Below are 19527 nucleotides of genomic sequence, written 5' to 3' on the forward strand. Positions count from 1 at the left end.
GCTAATTTGATCGCATGGGAACGCTCGAAACAGGTCAACGGAGCGTCAATCAAGTTGAAAAAAAGTATCGCTAGGAGCGGGCTTACCAAACAAGTAGCCCTGCAAATAATCACACTCTTCCGCAATCAGTATCCGGCTTTGCGCGCTGGTTTCGACGCCTTCGGCCACGACTTTAAGCCCTAGACTATGTCCCATCGCGATGATGGCCCTAACCAAGGAATGGCTGCGGTCGTCTATTTCTAGTCCTGATATAAAACTGCGATCAATTTTTACGGTGGTGAGATTAAATTTTGAAAGATAGCTTAGTGATGAATAACCGGTACCAAAATCATCCAAGGACAAGCCAAAACCCGCCTCATACAATCGTTTTAACAGGGATGAAAGCTCGCCTTGATCGTTGGCGAATAATGTTTCCGTTAATTCCAATTCGATTTGATTGGTTTGCACGGTATGTGCTTCGAGGGTCGTGAACAGTAGCTGCTCAAACTCGCGACTGACAAACTGTTTGACCGACACATTAATACTAATTACCGGTGCGTTAACATCCAATTTTTTCCAACGACTTGCTTGCTCAACTGCCTCCTTTAGCACCCACGAACCGATGTCAATAATTAACTCGGACTGTTCTGCTAGCGGGATAAAAATCGCGGGTGAAACCCATCCCAAGACTGGACTATTCCAACGGATTAAGGCCTCCACTTTAACGAGCTCAGAGTTTTTGGCGTCGATGATTGGTTGGTAATACAGTTGTAGCTCGTTATTGGCAATGGCATTTCTGAGCAGCGATTCCATGCGCAGCGTTTCGACTAGGCGCGCATCCATGCCCGAATTAAAAAAGCCCCACTCACCCTTACGCGACAACTTAGTTTCACGCAGCGCGGCTTCAGCGTGTTGTAACAGCATTTGGGGATTCTGCGCGGAGTCGGACAGCGCAATACCAATGCTGACAAACATCTTAAAATTAATATCGCCTTGCCGTATCTCGCGCTTTAACAAGCCGCAAATTTTTTTGGCGGTGCTTTCAATTTCAAGAATTCCCGTTCTGTTTGGCAGGTCGGTCATCACCAGCACAAATTGAGCACCTGACAGCCGACCTAATAAATATCTTGGCAGCTTTTGCGTCGTCAGAATTTGCCCGATCTCGTGGATGACTGCATTGCCTTGTTCGTAGCCCAAGATTTCATTGACCGTTTTAAACCGGTCAATGTCGATCAACAACGCCGCGGCGATAGTTCCTTCGCGCTCAGCCTCCCACAGCACTTGCTGGAGTTGTTGTTCAATCAGTAGGCGATTCGGTAGTCCAGTAATCGCATCTGTCGTGACTAATTTGATGCGCTCTTCTTCTGCTTTTTTGCGCTCCGACAAATCGCGGATTTGCGCCAAGACGATGAGGTTACCCAGATCAACAAAAGTAGATAAGGTGATTTCGCTGGAAAAGGTCGTTCCCGCTGCTGTTGTCACCTCTTGCTCGACCACGATTGGTGCCGACATAGGCCGAGCAGATACAACGGAATTAATATGCAGCGCTAGTTTTTGCCACTCCATGTTGTCACTTGCAAGCAGAGCGACATGCTTTCCACCAATGAGTTTGGTGGGCGTATCGAAGCCAAATAATTTCGCAAAGGATTGATTACAAAACGTGGTCACGCCATCAGGTCGAAATGCGATGACTGGATCGGGCAGCCAATTGATGACTTGATTTAAGCGATTGAAGGTTTGGCGCACAACGACATAAACCAAAACTAAGCCGAGCAGAACGCTGCTCATCGAATTAATAGCAACCGTGAGCGTGGGTTGATGCGAAGTGGAGAACGAGGGCATATCGGTAAAAAACAGCAACAACGCCATGCCCCGAAATAAAAATACCAAGCCCACCAAGGGCAAATGCAAACGGCGCGTAAATTGATAAGCAGAGGAGAAATACAGCAAAATCATCGTGCTCACCACGAGCATCCGCCCCGCAAGTTGGTCTATCCCAAAACCGACTACGCCAACAACAAACGCAATACAAAACGTGTTGAGTATTAAACGACGATGGCTTGCGCTACGACCTTGTAAAAACTCATTAGCGCCATAAAATGTCGCGAGAAAGTAGCTGGTTAGAAGCAGGGAAATGGCACCAAAAATAGGAGTCTGGTGAAGCTGGAAATAAAATCCGCTGAAGGAGGCAATGGACAACGAAAAATGCGATAAACCCCACAGCAATGCCGCTCGATTTAGCCGATCACCCACCCACACCAACACGAAGGTCAGTCCGAGGATAAATACCACGATGGGGGCGATTAAATATAACTCGATCATTTGATCCCGAATCAGTAAGGACTGCTTAGCGCTAAAACGCGAATGGATCTGACAAAAACGAGAAGGCAAAAAGGGGCTGCTATTGGATTGCTATTGGATTGCTATCGGCTTGCTATCCAACTACGACCGAAGTGACTATTAATATCGTCTAGATAACAAAAGGCAGCACAATCAAGCCAAGTCATTGCAGGCAAATAGTCATCTAAAAGTCAGGTTAATTTAAAAATTAGTTTCCGCAACCTTTAAATTTGTTACCACAATGGCCCTCGTTACCGGTTTGCTGAACGTCCTGCGCTAATTGATTTGCGACCCGCAGCTCACCAATACAGCGCACTAGGCTAAATTCGCTTAAGCATGGAATGACCCGAGTTGGACTTGAAACAATGGGCAACCGGAAGAATGCGAGAATTGTCGCCTAAATCGTTAAAAATCTCGTCCAAAAATAATTCACAAAATGGTAAGCGAAATAATTCTATTTTGCAATTTTTATAGATTGGCCTTGGCAGAACGCTCAAGTACGGGATAAGGCGCGAGTTTAGGCTCAAGTTTAGGTTTACATTCCGGTGTGAATACAGACAACGACCAAGCTTCAACTTGGGCTACCAAACGCATGTGGCGCGGGGATCGAGAAAATACCAACATAAAAATGCCCTCACTAAACGAGCTAAGGGCATTATGTACTTACACAAAAAATTGGATGACGAGTTGAGCGAATTAACCACCCGGTAACGTCAATACCGACAATTTAGTCACACCCGCGGTTTGGATCGTCGCCAACACCTTAGCCACGGCGCGATACGGTATGCCTTCATCGGCTTGCAAACTCAGCGCCAAATCGGGATTTGCGCTAATCAATTGCTTCAATTCCGGCGCTAAGGTTTCCAAACTGACTTCACGCTTATCGATAAACAACTTACTGGCCGCATCGATACTCACCGTGACCGGTTTCACATCGGATGGCGGTGCGGTCGTGGTGGTTTTTGGCAAATTAATATGTACCGCATTGTTGAGTAGCGGCGCCGTTAGGATGAAGGTCACCAGCAGCACCAACATCACATCCACTAGCGGGGTGATGTTGATTTCGCTAACGACGTCATTACTATCTCGTCCAGTCGCGAAGGCCATTATGCGTATACTCCTTGTGGATTAGCTGGGTTGCCTTGATGCGGCGCTGTACCTTTGGCGGCCTCGTGTTTGGCAACTGGCTTGGCTACGCGGAAGCTATTTTTCTGCGCCAAATTAACGAAGTCGGTGGCGTAGTTATCCAATTCTGCCGCCGTCACTTTCAAACGACGCACGTAGAAGTTGTAAGCCAACACCGCTGGAATGGCGACTGCAATACCAACCCCGGTGGCAACCAATGCTTCACCAATCGGCCCAGCAACCACATCGACGCTGGCTGAGGCATTTTTACCAATCGCGCTCAAGGCGTGAATAATTCCGAACACCGTGCCAAACAAACCAACAAACGGTGCGGTGCTGCCGATGGACGCCAACACGGCCAAACCGCTTTCTAGCGATTGGTATTCTTTCTGAATTTGCTGGCGCAGATGACGTTCCAATAATTCTTGGCGATCCCAGCTATGCTCCAAATCGCTTGATGCACCGCTCCCTTCGCTAACATGCAAGGCCTCAAAACCTATGCTGGCTAAACGTGATTTAGGGCTGGCATCGTTAGCTAAAGACGTTGCTGCGTCGAGTGAGCTGGCACTCCAAAATTGCTTCGTGAACTGACGATCACGTTTGGCTAAACGATAATGCTGTACGCCTTTGATAATGATCAGCACCCAAGTGATGATGGAGAAAATACCCAATAAATATAAGGCGCCAGAAACAATGGAATTTAAATAAAGGTCGGTCATGATGGGCAATCTATAAAAAGTTAAAAATTAAAAATAATGAAATGTAGGAAGTAAGCAGTAAAAACTAAGTAGCAAGTACCAAGAAGCACGCTAGATGTATTACGAAATCTTAAAATTGACGGGCACTTTCACCCAACCATCAATCGGCGTGTTGCCGCGCTTTGCTGGATCAAATAACCATGACGCCACCGTTTTAACCGCGCTGTCATCGAGAATCCGCTCGCCGCTGGTTTTAAACACGGTGACTTCATCGGCGCGACCGGAAGCCAACACATGCACATTCAAAATCACGCGACCTTGTATGCGCTTGAGCAATGCTTGCGGTGGATAAGTCGCTGCAGGATTATTCAAATATCCTGCGAAGCCGCGTGGCTCCGTCACAGGCTCCGGTGCTGGCGCAGGCGCGGCGGCAACGACGGGCGGCGGCGCTGGGGCAACTTGCACCGCATCGGGCGATGGCGTGTTATCAATTGGCACATTGCTGCGCACCACTGGAATATTCGGAGCGAGCTTCGCTGGTGCTGGCTGCGGTTTTACTTTTTCTATCGGTTTGGGCGGCTCTGGCGGCGGCGGAGGCGGCGGCGCGAGTTCGATCTCAACCGGTGCTGGTTTGGCGCTGATTGGCTCGACCTGACCTTCGCGGTTAAACGAATTCAGAATAACGATATGCAGAATTACGGTTGCAACGACCAACGCGCTGATCGCGCCTTTGTTGCCCTTGCTAATGCTGCTATTGCGTTCGCGTATCGATTCAATCGCGGCTTGCTGCTGCGCTGCTTGTAGCTGCGGATCGACCAATTTATTAACAGGACGAGCAACCCGCCGTGACGGATTTCTGCGTGGTGAACTAGCAAAACTTTCAAATGTTAGAGCTGACATGATTGCGCCTTTCTTGAGTTACTGTATTACCTACTCAGCATAAAGCGTGCCAATTGCTGCACAGCGGTATTTACCTATAGAGACCATTTTTTAGACGCTGAATGGCTCTGCCGAGCATGTCGAAATCTCGACAAAACTGCTGCGAAATCAACAGTTGGATTTTTGGCTAAGTGTTGAAATCAACCCAGCTCCACAATAAAAAAAGCCCTCAATAAGGTGTTATTGAGGGCTGTGCGGCAATGCTAATAACTACATCGGTTTATTGATGTCCTTTAAAGACGATACCAACCCAACGTGGATTTGCTGGTGTATAGCTATTCCATGTTTGCGACAGTGGAACGCTATTTCCAAAGGCGTTCTTAACAATCAAACTAACATCAAATGTTTGTTTAGGATTGCTCACACCAACGCCTAAATCGGTGATCGTATTGCCACCTATCCAAGCATAATCGGACAACGCCGTATCCGAGTTATATCGGCTAACGTAAGTCGAACTTGCCGAGCCGTGCAAGACATTGTCATTAGCCAAGCGGGTGTGATAATCAACGCTGAGGTTAAGCGAGATTTTTGACGCGCCCGGCAACGTTTTACCACTAACATCTTGATACGGCGAAGCGCCTGGATAGCCATTTTCTGCCGGCTGCGCTGAGTTCGGGAAGCTCTTATAGAAAGCATCGTTATACGCGCCCGTTGCGCGGATATTGAAATGCTCAAAGCCCGAATAAGTAGCATCTAATTCCAAGCCGGTTGAGATCACTTTATTGACGTTACCGGTAGCCGTTGCGTAAGCAAATTGGCCGTTATTCTGCACCAACGTCGTATAGGTATCGACTACCCGAACCGCCTGCTGGTAATCGCGAATCGTGGTGTAGTACAAGTCCGCATTCAAAGCCAAGGTTTTGTTTAGCAATAATGATTTAAAGCCCAACTCAAAAGAGGTAGTGCGCTCTGGTTTAACCAAATCAGAAACACCATTGACGAACTGCGAGATTCCCGCTTTTTGACCATACTGGCCGCTGACATAGGCCGTTAATGTTTCATCAAATTTGTACGCCGGACTGATGTTTAGAGTTGGTGCGTTGCCTACGTAAGATTGAGCGCTGCCATCCGCGAAGATCACACCAGCCTGCGAAGCGCGAATGTTTTTAGCATCCGCAACTTGTTGCTGTTGTGCCGCCGTTAAGCTCTTATAAGCGGCACCCGCTACGGCAGTTGGTTTCACCCCAAAATATTGCGTCGCTACCGAATCCGCTAACGCTAACTGCGCCGCCGAATTGGTCGCCGCCAAGGCGCCGGTTGCGCTGGATGCGAAGCCACCTAATTGCACTCCGTTGACCGCCACGGGATTGAGTGAGGCCCCGAAACCATTATCGATAATGCCAGCACTACCTTCATTTTCACGACGATCATGAGTTAAACGAGCGCCAGTGGTGAGAGTCAGGTTATCGGTGAAATGCCAGTTCGCTTGTCCGAAGATTGCCGCACTTTGGTTATTAATATTTTGAATGCCTGCTGGCGAGTTAGCCTGCATTGATAAACGATCCAAAGAATTCACCAGCAACAGTTGACCAGCGGCGGTCGCGTCAAGTCGATTGTATTGCGCCGTGCTAGCGAAATAAGCACCCGCGTCGCTACCCCAGATTTTTTGGTAATCCGCATACAAATGCGTTTTCAATAAATAGGCGCCAGCGGTGTAATCAACAAAGCCACCGATATCGGAACTGAAGCGCAATTCTTGCGAGAGTTGTTTGTAATCGTTGTTAAAACCACCGGAATTTGGATTGATATCAAACGGCGTTCCTTCATCGTTGACCGCGTTGAAGTGGTAGCTCTTATAGGCAGTAATCGATGTTACGGTGTTTTTTCCAACTGCCCAGTTCAATTCCCCCACGATGCCTTTACTACCCGTGACTTGTCCCAATCCATTATTTAAATTGACCAAGTTCGTTCCTGCGCCATTTAAATAATTGCCGGCATAGCTGTAATTTGGTTCGTTCGTAAACCAACTGCGTCCCAACCGTGTTTGCGCATCGGTGGTAAGCGGATTTGGCGCGCCGTTCGCATAGAACAAAGGTGTTTGGGTGTATATGGTTCGACCGTTTTGTGTTTCGCTAGCATTGGGCTGTACATCAACAGCCAAGCGAGCATTGAAGTCTTGATTCGGCTTATACAAAAACTGCACTCGCCCTGACAGTCGATCAGTATTGGTAAAAGTCTGGTCACGATCATAGGCATTCACCAAATCACCCGCGCCCTTATCCGCTGAGAACGATCCGCGCCAAGCCAGGACGTCATCAATAATTGGACCACCTGCTGCCAATGTCGCGATCACCGTTCCCAACTGACCGAATGTAAGCGAGTAATCAGTGCTGGGGGTAAACGATGGACGCACAGTCGAAATATTAACCACACCAATGTTGGCGCTCTTGCCGCCTAGCGAACCTTGCGGGCCGCGCAAAACTTCTAAGGTGTCAACGTCGGTAAAATCATAGGCCGAGGTCAACGCGTTATAGGCATAGCTCACGCCATCCACGGTGACGCCAACACTTGGGTCTTGCGCTTCGGTCGTACCGATTTTACCGATACCGCGAATCGACAAACTGGCGGTTCGTTGATTACCAGTATTCCACTGCACGTTTGAGGCGCGCTTTAAAATCGAGCCGATGCTAAATGCATTTAATTCAGCCAAGTCAGAACCCGACACAACAGAAATAGAAGTCGGCACATCCTGAACGGCGACTAAGCGTGATGTACCAGATACCGTGATTTCACCTAAGGTTTGCGATTCTTCTTCTTTTGCAGCGTCCTTCTTAGGTTCAGGCGCACTTACTTGAGATGCCGCCGGAGTATTCGTAGTTGCTCCCAACTGGGTAGCAATAATCTGCTTTAATCGCGCAATTTCAGCTTGCAATTGCTCAACCGTCGGCGTTGCTGACGTTGCTGAACTAGTGGCTTGATCAGCGGCATATACTGAACCGGACGCGGCGATAAAAAGACCTGCAACAAGCGCAGCGAGTGGTCGCAAATTGCTCGGTACGGACTCATGTTTCTGTCGAACGTTAAACGCATTACTCATGTAGATTTCCCCCTGATTATTGGAATTAAAATCTACCTTAATGCAAGTTGCATACCAGCCATTTGATGAGTAACTAGTTGCGAAATAAATTGGAAGATATTTTTTGTAATTACCTAGGAAAAAACGGGATTTTAAAAATGCGATTTTGAATTAAGCGCCGATTTTTCCAGCAAAAGTCGAGATGAGTAGATTGTTGAAATCGACGCTTTCGCAACACCTACTTGCGCCATAGTTGCAGCAACTGTTCAGAATTCAACAGTTCGGCATTGGTGTTAAACCAGCTAGGCCGTTTAATTTTGAGCGGTGAGCATTTAAAGAAAAATTGAATCAGCTTTCGCCAATAAAAAAGCCGCGCATATCAACGATATGACGCGGCAGTTTTTTTGGATATTTCAATCAATCAGTGCATGAATTAGCGCTTATCAACAGCGCCCGCTCTTACTTCAGCAAGAGCGCATCACCAAGCAGCGGGGGCTTTCGTCGGTGGCGCAGTGGTGTTTTTTGGTTCAGCCGTAACTGGCGCGGCTTCGGGCTTCTCAGACAGCGCAGGCGATGTGTCAGCCGCCTTGTCAGCCGCCGTGTCAGCCGATTTGGTCGCAGCTTCATTTGGCGCAGCCGCTTGATGTTTAAACCAAGAACTCGGCGATAAATCACGTGGCGATAATCCACTCACAGCATAAACAACTGCTAAGGAAAAAATCAACGCAACAGCCAATGCAATCGGCCCACCTTGAGTCGCTGATTTACCATCATCGACTTCCTTCCAACCGGTCACCATAGGTTTAACTAAATTATTTTTTTTGATCAGAACATAAAAAGCGATCGCCAAAATATGGAGCGCTAAAATTGCGAAAATTCCATATGAAATAATTTGATGAAAAGCAGTTAAACGATTGGAGGTGGCTTCTTCAACCAGATTAAAAAGCGGCCCCGTAAAATCAATATCATCGTTGGCGAACAATCCCGTCGCCGCTTGTGCAGCGAGTATTCCCAACAACGCGAACACCGATAGAGCACCCAATGGATTATGACCAACGCCATGCCACTTGCCTTTGAAATAACGACGTAATGCAGACCAAGTCGGCGCGAAATGAGCAAAGCGTGCGTAGCTCGAACCGATCACGCCCCAGACCAATCGGAAGCTCAGCAAGCCCACTATCGTTAAACCCGCTTTGCCGTGCACGCCTATCCATTGCGCGCCGATTTCGCCCGTGATAAGCGCAACAGTTACGGCAACAACTAAAGCCCAATGAAAAATCCGAATTGGTAAATCCCATAAACGTATCCGCTTTAAAGGCGATGTGGAAATTAAGCTGATCGGTGGCGAGTCGTGAGCGGCGCTGTCGATGGGCGCAGGTTTCTCAGCGAGATTAGACTTTTGCATAATTCAATCAATAACGTGGCGTAAAAATTTGAATTTGCCCCTCACCGTAGTAATCGTGGAGGGGCAATTCCTCAGTTCGTTTCTTCAGAATTCTAACTGAGTTCGGCAGACAGATTAAAACCGGTCGCCAGTTTAGTTCTTAGCAGCAGGTGCTGCAGTAGTAGCTGACGCTGCTACCGTAGTGGTCGCAGAACCATTCGCCGCGGCGCGTGGCGGCGGTGCGACCACTTTAATGATGGCTTTACCGCCTTGCGCTTCGTAGTCTTCCGAACCCGATGCGCCCGCTACTTTATAGCCCTTAGCAGCCAAAATATCGCCAACCGCGCCGGCGCGATGCGCATGATTGGAGACAGTAATAATGGTGCGATCTTTAGGAATATAGGCCAAATATTTTTCCACTTCGCTTGCTTGGATATTTAAATACACTGGAAAACTTCCTTTAGCCGTCAACTCATCTGGACGACGCACATCGATGACTAATAGTTTTTCTGGCTTAGCCAATAGCGTATCAATTTCAGCGCTAGTGAGTCGTTTGACTTGGTATTTCCAAACATCTTCAACCGGAGCTTTAGCGCCAGCGGTCGCAGGAGCGGTTTGCTGGGCGACGGCAACGGTAGCGCTCAGACTGAGAATAATGGCAGCGAGTGTAGTAAGTGATTTTTTGTTGTTCATGACGACGACTTTCGAATTGGTTAGGTGTTCTAAAAAATTTGACGGTGTTCGGAATTAATTTACCCGCAAGATCGGTGCACGACAAAAGATCACCATGCGCGGGAGTGACCAAGTCCCGCGCATGATTCTCCTTCACGCTATGTTTCGGGCTTGCGCCCGAGTTACCACCCTCTTTCGCTCTGCTAGGCCGACTTGGAACAGCACCAGCATTACACCCATCAGAGCAACCATCGTGCCAACTCCCTGCTGGGGACGTAACTCCCCACGCCTGCCGCACGGAGATTACTGCCCAAAGCTAGTTTTGTTGGCCAAATGAATACGCCAAAGCCTGGACAAATGCGGTTGAAAATCCAACAGCGATGTTGACTACTCAACATAGCTTGTCCGTCAAGTGTTGAGCGAACAGCAGAAAATTAAATCGATTTAAAGGCTGATTTAACGCTCAAAAAACCTTGCTCAATTCGTACCAAATTAGACGCCAAATAGCCCGCTCTAGCAGGGAAAACCTCATCCAAGTCACATGATCAACTTCCCAAGCCGATGGTCGATTTAATGGGTTTTCTTAGCCAAATCGTGCTCAAAAACAGGCTGGCACGATAGTTGCCAATAGGGGTGTAGATTTAATTGTGATGCAGCTTATTCATATGTGGCGATCTGACCAAGCGTCATGCAAGCCATCTACGCAGTGTCAGAACAAACGTTCAGAACAAACAAACTGAGTGGATACCAAATTTTTATTTCAGGGATAGAAAAATGAAGCAACTTTTCACAGATTCAGGGGAGCACAGATGAAAACTAACACTCTTTACCTCGCTGTATTGGTCATGATTGCGGCAACCGTCACGGCCGTCGCGGACGATAAAAAGCTGATTGCGGACGACACCAAAGTCACGCCAGCAACTCAGGCATCAGCGAGCGCTGCGAGCAAATCGTGGGCTTATTTACCGATCACCAATCCAACCGAACCTAGTGTCAAACAAAAGAATTGGGTGCGCACCCCAATTGACGCATTTATCTTGGCTAAGCTGGAAGAGAAAAATCTCAAGCCATCAGCCGACGCTGATCGCGGCACGTATATTCGGCGCGCCACCTTAGATGCCTGGGGAATTTTGCCTAGTCCAGAAGAAGTCAAAGCCTTCCAAAACGATAAGTCGCCACAAGCCTATGAAAAGCTCGTTGATCGCCTGCTTGCTTCACCCCATTTTGGCGAGCGTCAAGGTCGTCGTTGGCTGGATTTGGCGCGCTATGCCGATAGCGGTGGGTTCCAAAATGACGTCACGCGCCCAAACAACTGGCGTTATCGCGACTATGTAATCAAAGCCTTTAACGAAGACAAACCGTTTGATCGCTTCATCCAAGAGCAAATCGCGGGCGACGAATTATTTCCTACCGATCAGGAAGCAAAAATCGCTACCGGCTTCTTAGCGGGCTATCCAGATAACCCTAACTCACGCGACTTAGTTCAGCGTAAGTACGAAATCGCCACGGACATGACCGATTTGGTCGGCGAAACGTTCTTAGCTGCGACGATCGGTTGCGCGCGCTGCCACAATCACAAAGCGGATAAGGTAAGTCAAAAGGAATATTTCCAACTACAAGCCTTCTTTGCCAACACCAGCGTGGATGAAAAAGTTCCGCTTGCCAAAGGAAGCGAAACACTGTGGGATGAGAAATACCAAAAACAGCAAGCCGCCTATCGTGAAGCGACCAAAGATATTCGCGCTAAACAAAAAGCGATCTTGGATAGCATCCGTGATGTGGCATACAAATATCATAAAGAGCGTTATTTAACCGACAGCCGCGAAGCGATCTTTAAACCAGAAAGCGAATGGACGCCGCTAGATCGTTGGGTGAACTTCCGTCTTAAATCGGTCACAACCGACGCCGACATCGTCGCCTTTTTGAAGCTTTCTGCGGAAGATAAAGATAGCGCTGAATTCAATGCGGACAATATCCCGAAGTGGAAAGAGTACGAAAAACTAACTGCTGAGTTGAAAAAATTCGACAAGCTCAAACCAGCGAGCGGATCGAATCAAATCACCACGTTGACGGAGTTAAATCATCCCGATTCACCAGCAACCAATATTCGCTTTGGTGGTATTCATGAGCGCCCAACTGACGAAGTGCAGCCAGCTACGCCGGCTTTATGGGCCGGTCCAAAAGTAGAGATCAAACCGACCGAAACATCATCTGGTCGGCGCTCTGCCTTGGCAGCGTGGATTGCAAGTCCAGAAAACCCATTAACCGCTCGGGTCTTGGTCAATCGCGTTTGGGCGCAGTACTTTGCCACGGGAATTGTTAGTACCGTTTCTGATTTCGGACGTGCGGGCCAAAAGCCGACTAATCCAGAGTTACTCGACTACTTAGCCAGCAATTTCATCAAACAAGGTTGGAGCGTTAAAAAATTAGAACGCGAAATTTTGTTATCCAGCGTCTATCGCCAATCGTCGGAAGAGCGCAAAGATGCCTTGAAAGTTGATCCGGATAACAAGCTGTTAGCGGTATATCCACGCAAGCGTTTAGAAGCCGAAGAAATCCGCGATTCCCTATTGTTTGCGTCAGGTGAAATCGTGGACATAGTCGGTGGACCTGCCGTGTTCCCGCAAGTGCCTAGCAATTTAGGCGCCGGAAATTTGTGGCAAGAACCGTCCGACCCTAGCGATTTAAAACGCCGCAGCATCTACACCTTTGTACGCCGCAGTGTGCCATATCCATTAACTCAAACGTTTGATCCGGCTGATCCGTCGCACGCTCATGCTAAACGCGATGTAACCACCACGCCGCTGCAAGCATTGACTTTATTTAATAGCGATGTGGTGTTTGGTTGGTCGCAAGCGTTGGCTGGTCGGGTGATCCGCGAAGCAGGCAATAACGAGACAGCCCAGTTAAACAAACTGTACGAAGTCTTGTTTGCCCGTGAACCGAACAAAGCCGAAGCAGCGTTATTAAAACAATTCTTAAACAGCGATGAAAAACTAATTGAAGGCAAAGCAAGCAATGGCAAATTTGAAGTCGCCTTGCCAACCGGATTGACGGCAAAAACGCCGATCAATCCAATTCGTGCCGCCGCTTTTGTTGATTTGGTTCATACCGTCGCAAACTCCAACGATTTTGCTTATCGCTTTTAATCTTACAGATACAGAAAAGGAAACATCATTATGTGCACACATACCCGTCGCGACTTTCTACTGAAATCAGGTTTGGGTTTAGGCAGCGCCGCATTGAGCGGATTCTTACCGGGTGGCGGATTTTTATCGTTCGCCACCGCTGGCGAAATTTACGATCCCTTAGCGCCCAAAGCGCCTAACTTTCCTGCCAAAATCAAATCAGTGATTTGGTTACATATGGACGGCGCGCCAAGCACCTTGGACTTGTTTGACTACAAGCCAACCTTGGTCAAATTAAACGGTCAAGAAGCACCAGCGTCATTTTTAAAAGGCATCAAAACCAGCACCCAAGGTGGGGTCGGTAAATTGTATGCCTCGAACCGCACATGGAAACAATATGGCGAAAGCGGTGCGTGGTTCTCGGACTTAGTGCCGAATATCGCGCAACACGCGGACAAAATCACCTTCATTAAATCCAGCGTTACGGTTGGTGCAACACACGATATTTCGATCTTAAAACTCAATACCGGCGCATTGACTCCAGGTCGCCCTTCTTTAGGTGCGTGGGTCAGCTATGCCTTGGGCACGGCCAACCCGGATTTGCCACCGTATGTGGTACTGTACAACGGCAAAAATGAACCACGCGCAGGTTCGGTGAACTGGAACTCGGGCTTCTTACCGGCGGTGTATCAAGGTACGGCGTTCCGTCCCGGCCCATCACCGATTCTGTACTTAGATCGTCCAGAATTGACCGCAGCCACCCAACAACGCGCGTCCTTAGATTTATTGAAAAAGCTCAATGCACAAGGCGAATCGCGTTATCCGTCGGATACCGAATTAAAAGCCCGCGTGCGTTCCTACGAGTTAGCCGACCGTATGCAAGTTGCGGCACCTGAAGCAGTCGATTTATCCAAAGAATCGGAAGCGACCAAAGCGCAATACGGTTTAAACGATCCGGGCAGCGCGTCCTACGGCACGACCTTGCTGCGTGCACGGCGCTTGGTCGAACGCGGTGTTCGCTTCATCCAAGTCGTTTCTGGTCAGCCTGACGGTCAAACCGAAGTCAACAACTGGGATGCGCACAGCAAGCTGGAACAAAACCACGGCACGATGGCGAAGATGGTGGATAAGCCGATCGCTGGTTTGTTAGCCGATTTAAAAGAACGCGGTTTGCTCGACACCACCTTAGTGGTGTGGACCTCTGAGTTCGGGCGTACTTCCTACGGCCAAAGCGGTAATGGACGTGATCATAATCCGTGGGGTTACACCCAATGGATGGCGGGCGGCGGTTTAAAAGCGGGCTTTACCTACGGCGCAACCGATGAAATCGGCTTGCAAGTGGCCGACAAAGATTTAGCCGTGGATACCTACGACATCCACGCGACAGTGCTGCAATTGCTGGGTTTAGATCACTTGAAGACGACTTTCTTAAACAACGGTCGTTCAGAACGTCCGACGGTGGTCTATGGCAAAGTCATTAAGGAAATCTTGACCTAACTTGGTACCGTTTTATTCAGCGCTTCTGCCTGCGCTTGCACAGTCGGGCAGAAGTATTTTTTAATCGATTTAAGCTTTCCTAAAGCGCACCAAAAAAACAAGATTCTCATGCGTAAAGTAACCGTATTATTCATTGCCGTTGCCAGCTTGGCAGCGACAATCAGTTTTGCAGCAATTGAAACAACGAGCTTAAGCACTGATTTGATGCAGTCGATTGAAGACACCAACAAAAGTTTGTCGTCCAATATTTCGCTCAATGATGTGGCCGCATCGACTGCCGACGCCAAAGAATTAACCACCATGTTTGCCCAAGTTGAAACGTATTTTGTGCAAAAAGGTGATGCGCCAGATGCGGTCGAATTGGCGCAAAAAAGTAAAAATTTGACGATAGAAATCGCGCAAGCTGTGGCCGCCAAAGATTTTGAAAAAGCGACCAATGCGGCGACAAATGTGTCAAGAAACTGCCGCACTTGCCATACATTTTATAAAAAGGAGTAGGCGATTTTTTGGGATTTTAAACGCTGCATCAAAAGGGCTGGCTGGGCGGGGGTGGCATTGGTAGTTACTGTGGCAGTTCATGCTGGCGATGTTGAGGTAAAAAAGAATTCGTCCAACGCCAAAAGGCCGAGGCTCGAACTAGAAATCAAAGGCGATCCAGTCGCAGGAAAGGCAAAGCTTGAGGCCGAACGCTGTTTGGAATGCCACGATCAACAAGGGAGTGAACTTAGCCAAGGAGCGATCAACAAATTTGCCACCTTGTCGGGTCAACAGGCGGATTACATCATCAAGCAGGTGCATGATTTTCGGGAAGGAAAGCGGCGCTACGATTTTATGGCCATGATGGCAAAAAGTTTAACTGAGCAAGACTTAGTCGATATCGCCACGTATTTTGGTAGTCAGCCCAAAATGCAAAACGACAAGGGTGGAGAAAATAGTCGAGCAAGTTTGCTCTACGACGCAGGTGACGCGACACGCAATATCGCTGCCTGCACCAGTTGTCACGGAAAAAACGGCGAAGGGCAAAAGATTGGGAATATTATTTACCCTGCTATTGCCGGTCAGCAGTGGAATTACCTCGATCAACAACTACGCAATTGGCGCAGCGGCGAACGTAATAACAGCGTGGGAAACGTCATGAATAATGCCGCAAAATTATTGACCGACGAAGAGATTGATTTGCTATCGCACTATATTTCTGGCTTGTGATGCAACACCAAACCAATTTAACGAAAGAATAAATATGAAACGTCATCTGAAAAATACCTTAGTCGCTGGCTTAATTTCTGCAGTGTTCGCCCTGCCCGCTTTGGCCGCACTCAAAGAGGGCGACGCCGCGCCAGATTTCAGCACGCAAGCGTCTATCGCAGGCAAAGCATTTGCTTTCTCATTACAAGACGCTCTAAAAAAAGGCCCAACGGTGGTGTATTTTTATCCATCGGCTTACACCGGCGGTTGCAATATCCAAGCACATACGTTTGCGGTGAACTTAGATAAATTCACCCAAGCTGGCGTGAGTGTGGTGGGCGTGTCGCTCGACAGTATTGAACGCCTCAATGCGTTTTCGGCTGATCCAGACTATTGCGGCGGCAAATTCCCCGTGGCCTCCGACGTCGGCGGCAACATCGCGAAATCGTATGACTTAGCCATACGCCAAATCGCGGCTGGCCGCAAAGACACACGCGGCGTTGACATCGATCATGACGCTACAGAGCGCACCACGTTTGTGATTACACCGGATGGCAAAATTGTGGCTACTATTGGTGGCGTGTCGCCAATTGATAACGTCAACAAGGCTCTAGAAATTGCCCAAAGCTTAGCGGCACGTACACACTAATTAATCATCATTTAAGCCTTTCTTACAAAGCAATTCTTACGCAGCTAGACCTAGACCACCTAACTAAAAGGACATGACCATGACCCGCAAAACCGCCCAAGATTTCGATCCAGAGGTATTGAAGCTCTTTGATAAATACGTGCACGGTCAATTAAGTCGCCGTGGTTTTTTGCAATCGGCCGCTAAGTTTGCTTTTGGCGCGGTCACAGCGGAAGTATTGCTTGATTCGTTAAGCCCGCAGTTCGCGCAAGCGCAGCAAATTTCACCAACGGATGCACGCATTAAAACCAGCTATGTGGAATATCCATCACCCGATGGTTACGGCACATTGCGCGGCTATTTGGCGCAACCAGTAAACGCCAAAGGTAAGCTGCCGACCGTTTTGGTGATTCATGAAAATCGCGGCTTAAATCCCCATATCGAGGATATTGCGCGTCGCTTGGCGTTGGATAACTTCATCGCCTTTGCACCGGATGCGCTGTTCCCATTGGGCGGTTATCCGGGTAATGAAGACAAAGCGCGTGAGCTATTTCCTAAACTTGATCAAACAAAAACCCGTCAAGATTTCATCACCGCTGCCAATGTTTTGCGCACGCTACCCGAAGGTAATGGCAAGGTCGGCGCGGTCGGCTTTTGCTACGGGGGTGGCGTGGTGAACTATCTGGCTACCAAGCTGCCGTATTTATCTGTTGGTGTGCCGTTTTACGGCTCCAATCCGGAGTTGGCCGACGTTCCCAGCATCAAGGCAACGCTATTAATTCAACATGCTGGCAATGACGAACGATTATTGGCGGCGTGGCCGAAATATAACGATGCATTGACCGCGGCTGGCATTAAATTTACCGCCAATATTTATCCCAAAGTTGAGCATGGATTCAATAACGATACAACGCCACGATACGATCAAGCAGCAGCGAAGTTGGCATGGGGTCGGACGATCGATTTGTTCAACCAGCATTTGCGTGCTTAGTAAGTCGTTGCACGAATTATTGGCGTCTAGTTTTTTGTCGTCGCATCAGCCCATTTATTCGGGTGTTTTTAACCTTTAACCCTCAAGGAAATTGCATGAAAAATCGTGTTAAACAATTCGTAGCACCAACCTTAATCGTGGCCTTGTTCAGTGCTGCTGGCTTAGTCATGGCGCAGCAAGCACCGAAACCAGAAACCCTGATCAAGGTGCGTCAATCGGCTTTTCAAGTCGTGGCGTGGAATAGCACTCGTATCAAAGCATCGTTAGAAGGCACTTACAACAAAGAGGACGTCATCAAATCCGCCAACGCAATTGCAGCGATTGCTAATTCGGGCTTGGGTTCTTTGTTCGCCGCAGGTACTGAAACTGGCAAAGGCTGGCATGAGACTTCGGCTAAAGCGGAAGTATTTTCCAACGGCGCACGCTTTGCTGAATTGGGCGCCAACTTTGGTAAAGAAGCGAATGAGTTGGCATCGGTTGCCCTCAGTGGCGACGCTAATCTGGTTAAAAATCAATATGGCAAACTCACTAGCACCTGCAAAGCTTGCCACAACGATTTCAAAAGCAAAGACTGATGAATTAACTTAGTGGGGTTGGATTCGTCTTGGGTCACAGAACGCACTTTGACGTGACCTAAGGCGACTTTAATTCTCACTGGCTTTCTCTTCTTATTTGTCCAATTACCTCCTTAACTACTTCACTAACTCTAGTAGGACTACCGATGTCGACTTCACAATCTCAATTAGGCGTATTACTCGTGGGCGCTGTTGCCATTGCCGTTATCTCTCTCAATACGCTGGCGCAAACAGGGGCGCAGACTGCTCCAACACCTGCCGCTGCTGCCCCAACCGCTCCAGCCGCTCCAGCCGCTCCAGTTCAGGGTGCGCGCTCCACCGATCCGGCAAAGCCATTTAGCTTTTTCGTTACCAGCGAAGGCGTTGGTAATGGCGCCAATCTGGGCGGCTTGGCGGGCGCTGATGCACATTGCCAACGGTTGGCTACGGCAGTCAATGCAGGCAATAAAACATGGCACGCCTATTTAAGCACTCAAGCAACGGACGGCACGCCAGCGGTCAACGCACGTGATCGCATCGGTTCAGGACCTTGGTTTAATACCCGCGGCGGCTTGATCGCAAAAGACTTAGCCCAATTAAATGGCGACACAGTGGAATTAGCACGAGCCGGTAACGCCATCAGCCGCGCTACTGCATTCACGGAAAAGAATGAACCGGTAAAAGGCTATGGCGAAACACCAAACCAACACGACATTATCACCGGCTCCACGCCCGACGGTCGCGCGTTTGCCGATGCAGCCGACCACACCTGCAAAAACTACACCAGCAATAGCGCCGATGGCTCAGTGCAATTAGGTCACTTTGACCGCACTGGTGGCAACAGCATCTCCTGGAATTCCGCGCATCCTAGCCGTGGCTGCGGTCAACCGAATTTGGTGGCCACTGGTGGCGCAGGTTTGTTGTACTGCTTTGCGACGAACTAATTCACCGAGCACAGTTAGCTTAAATTCGTAACACCAGCTCCCAACGACGCTGCAACCCATCCCAGCTTACCAGCTATCTAGCGCAAGAGAACCCGCCAAAAGCACGAGTCTCTTGCGCTACGCCACAAATCGTTATGTGGTTTACGCATAACTTTTACCGAAATCATTCGTTCGCAATCAGGCTGATGCCAATTATCCTTTGCATCACTAATTCAAAAAAGAATTGACCCACATAGTCACTGCGCTGGTTTTATCAGAAAGCTAGTGCTTGTTAAGGAAGCTTGGTTCCAGTTCGCCATAGCTAGAATCGAGCTTCCTTAATTTGTTGTGCGTCTGTCCGATGAATGATGAATTGCTGGCCCGTACAAATAAGAAAGTAAATGATGAAGTTGAGTCCACACATGTGTTGCTGCTGCTGTTGTTAAGCCAGACATTGGTTTTGGTTTC

The 19527-nt window shown here is 48.5% G+C and carries 15 protein-coding genes; 8 read left to right on the plus strand and 7 right to left on the minus strand.

The window, feature by feature from the left end; genetic code table 11:
* Positions 1-45: 45 nt before the first annotated feature.
* The 7 genes from E2I14_RS08355 to E2I14_RS08385 all read right to left on the minus strand — a co-directional run bounded on the left by E2I14_RS08355 (position 46) and on the right by E2I14_RS08385 (position 10174).
* The gene (locus E2I14_RS08355; protein ID WP_133327389.1) at positions 46-2301 is read right to left on the minus strand and encodes a putative bifunctional diguanylate cyclase/phosphodiesterase; all 2256 of its coding nucleotides are present in this window, start codon (positions 2299-2301) and stop codon (positions 46-48) included.
* 714 nt (positions 2302-3015) lie between these two features.
* Positions 3016-3426, minus strand: coding sequence for an ExbD/TolR family protein (locus E2I14_RS08360; RefSeq protein ID WP_133327391.1), 411 nt, complete (start codon positions 3424-3426; stop codon positions 3016-3018).
* Entirely contained in the window at positions 3426-4163 is a 738-nt protein-coding gene (locus E2I14_RS08365) for a MotA/TolQ/ExbB proton channel family protein (RefSeq protein WP_133327393.1), read from the minus strand. Before E2I14_RS08365 ends, E2I14_RS08360 begins: the two co-directional genes overlap by 1 nt.
* 99 nt (positions 4164-4262) lie before the next feature.
* Complete coding sequence (locus E2I14_RS08370) at positions 4263-5042, minus strand: energy transducer TonB (RefSeq protein WP_133327395.1); 780 nt, start codon at positions 5040-5042, stop codon at positions 4263-4265.
* A gap of 259 nt (positions 5043-5301) precedes the next feature.
* The gene (locus E2I14_RS08375) at positions 5302-8118 is read right to left on the minus strand and encodes a TonB-dependent receptor (RefSeq protein ID WP_133327397.1); all 2817 of its coding nucleotides are present in this window, start codon (positions 8116-8118) and stop codon (positions 5302-5304) included.
* A gap of 457 nt (positions 8119-8575) precedes the next feature.
* Positions 8576-9502, minus strand: coding sequence for a cytochrome b/b6 domain-containing protein (locus E2I14_RS08380; protein WP_133327399.1), 927 nt, complete (start codon positions 9500-9502; stop codon positions 8576-8578).
* 132 nt (positions 9503-9634) lie between these two features.
* Positions 9635-10174, minus strand: coding sequence for a rhodanese-like domain-containing protein (locus E2I14_RS08385; protein ID WP_227544668.1), 540 nt, complete (start codon positions 10172-10174; stop codon positions 9635-9637).
* A 788-nt stretch (positions 10175-10962) separates the two neighbouring features.
* Between E2I14_RS08385 and E2I14_RS08390 the strand changes: the two genes are divergently transcribed.
* From E2I14_RS08390 to E2I14_RS08425, 8 genes are all read left to right on the plus strand, one after another.
* Positions 10963-13302: a DUF1549 and DUF1553 domain-containing protein gene (locus E2I14_RS08390; RefSeq protein WP_206105605.1), complete on the plus strand. Its 2340-nt coding sequence runs from the start codon at positions 10963-10965 to the stop codon at positions 13300-13302.
* 30 nt (positions 13303-13332) lie between these two features.
* On the plus strand, positions 13333-14778 hold the full coding sequence (locus tag E2I14_RS08395) for a DUF1501 domain-containing protein (protein ID WP_133327401.1): 1446 nt from the start codon (positions 13333-13335) through the stop codon (positions 14776-14778).
* Between the two features lie 108 nt (positions 14779-14886).
* The gene (locus tag E2I14_RS08400) at positions 14887-15276 is read left to right on the plus strand and encodes a hypothetical protein (RefSeq protein ID WP_133327403.1); all 390 of its coding nucleotides are present in this window, start codon (positions 14887-14889) and stop codon (positions 15274-15276) included.
* Between the two features lie 69 nt (positions 15277-15345).
* Positions 15346-15984 carry a c-type cytochrome gene (locus E2I14_RS08405; protein ID WP_227544669.1) on the plus strand — a complete coding sequence of 213 codons (639 nt, stop codon included), beginning with the start codon at positions 15346-15348 and terminating at the stop codon, positions 15982-15984.
* A 34-nt stretch (positions 15985-16018) separates the two neighbouring features.
* Positions 16019-16612 (plus strand): peroxiredoxin, encoded by a 594-nt coding sequence (locus tag E2I14_RS08410; protein ID WP_206105606.1) that lies wholly within the window; start codon positions 16019-16021, stop codon positions 16610-16612.
* Positions 16613-16691: 79 nt separating this feature from the next.
* Positions 16692-17582, plus strand: a complete 891-nt coding sequence (locus E2I14_RS08415) for a dienelactone hydrolase family protein (protein WP_133327405.1) — start codon at positions 16692-16694, stop codon at positions 17580-17582.
* Between the two features lie 95 nt (positions 17583-17677).
* Complete coding sequence (locus E2I14_RS08420) at positions 17678-18157, plus strand: c-type cytochrome (protein ID WP_133327407.1); 480 nt, start codon at positions 17678-17680, stop codon at positions 18155-18157.
* Positions 18158-18303: 146 nt separating this feature from the next.
* Positions 18304-19080, plus strand: coding sequence for a lectin (locus E2I14_RS08425; RefSeq protein ID WP_227544670.1), 777 nt, complete (start codon positions 18304-18306; stop codon positions 19078-19080).
* Positions 19081-19527: the final 447 nt, after the last annotated feature.

This window comes from Sapientia aquatica, from assembly GCF_004358105.1.
In the GTDB taxonomy this organism is placed as follows: domain Bacteria; phylum Pseudomonadota; class Gammaproteobacteria; order Burkholderiales; family Burkholderiaceae_D; genus Solimicrobium; species Solimicrobium aquaticum.

Excerpts from the sequence above, each read along its gene's own strand:
- E2I14_RS08425 (WP_227544670.1), top strand. The coding sequence starts at position 18,304 with ATGTCGACTTCACAATCTCAATTAGGCGTATTACTCGTGGGCGCTGTT.
- E2I14_RS08365 (WP_133327393.1), bottom strand. The coding sequence starts at position 4,163 with ATGACCGACCTTTATTTAAATTCCATTGTTTCTGGCGCCTTATATTTA.
- E2I14_RS08415 (WP_133327405.1), top strand. The coding sequence starts at position 16,692 with ATGACCCGCAAAACCGCCCAAGATTTCGATCCAGAGGTATTGAAGCTC.
- E2I14_RS08385 (WP_227544668.1), bottom strand. The coding sequence starts at position 10,174 with ATGAACAACAAAAAATCACTTACTACACTCGCTGCCATTATTCTCAGT.
- E2I14_RS08360 (WP_133327391.1), bottom strand. The coding sequence starts at position 3,426 with ATGGCCTTCGCGACTGGACGAGATAGTAATGACGTCGTTAGCGAAATC.
- E2I14_RS08395 (WP_133327401.1), top strand. The coding sequence starts at position 13,333 with ATGTGCACACATACCCGTCGCGACTTTCTACTGAAATCAGGTTTGGGT.
- E2I14_RS08400 (WP_133327403.1), top strand. The coding sequence starts at position 14,887 with ATGCGTAAAGTAACCGTATTATTCATTGCCGTTGCCAGCTTGGCAGCG.
- E2I14_RS08380 (WP_133327399.1), bottom strand. The coding sequence starts at position 9,502 with ATGCAAAAGTCTAATCTCGCTGAGAAACCTGCGCCCATCGACAGCGCC.
- E2I14_RS08410 (WP_206105606.1), top strand. The coding sequence starts at position 16,019 with ATGAAACGTCATCTGAAAAATACCTTAGTCGCTGGCTTAATTTCTGCA.
- E2I14_RS08390 (WP_206105605.1), top strand. The coding sequence starts at position 10,963 with ATGAAAACTAACACTCTTTACCTCGCTGTATTGGTCATGATTGCGGCA.
- E2I14_RS08420 (WP_133327407.1), top strand. The coding sequence starts at position 17,678 with ATGAAAAATCGTGTTAAACAATTCGTAGCACCAACCTTAATCGTGGCC.
- E2I14_RS08370 (WP_133327395.1), bottom strand. The coding sequence starts at position 5,042 with ATGTCAGCTCTAACATTTGAAAGTTTTGCTAGTTCACCACGCAGAAAT.
- E2I14_RS08375 (WP_133327397.1), bottom strand. The coding sequence starts at position 8,118 with ATGAGTAATGCGTTTAACGTTCGACAGAAACATGAGTCCGTACCGAGC.
- E2I14_RS08355 (WP_133327389.1), bottom strand. The coding sequence starts at position 2,301 with ATGATCGAGTTATATTTAATCGCCCCCATCGTGGTATTTATCCTCGGA.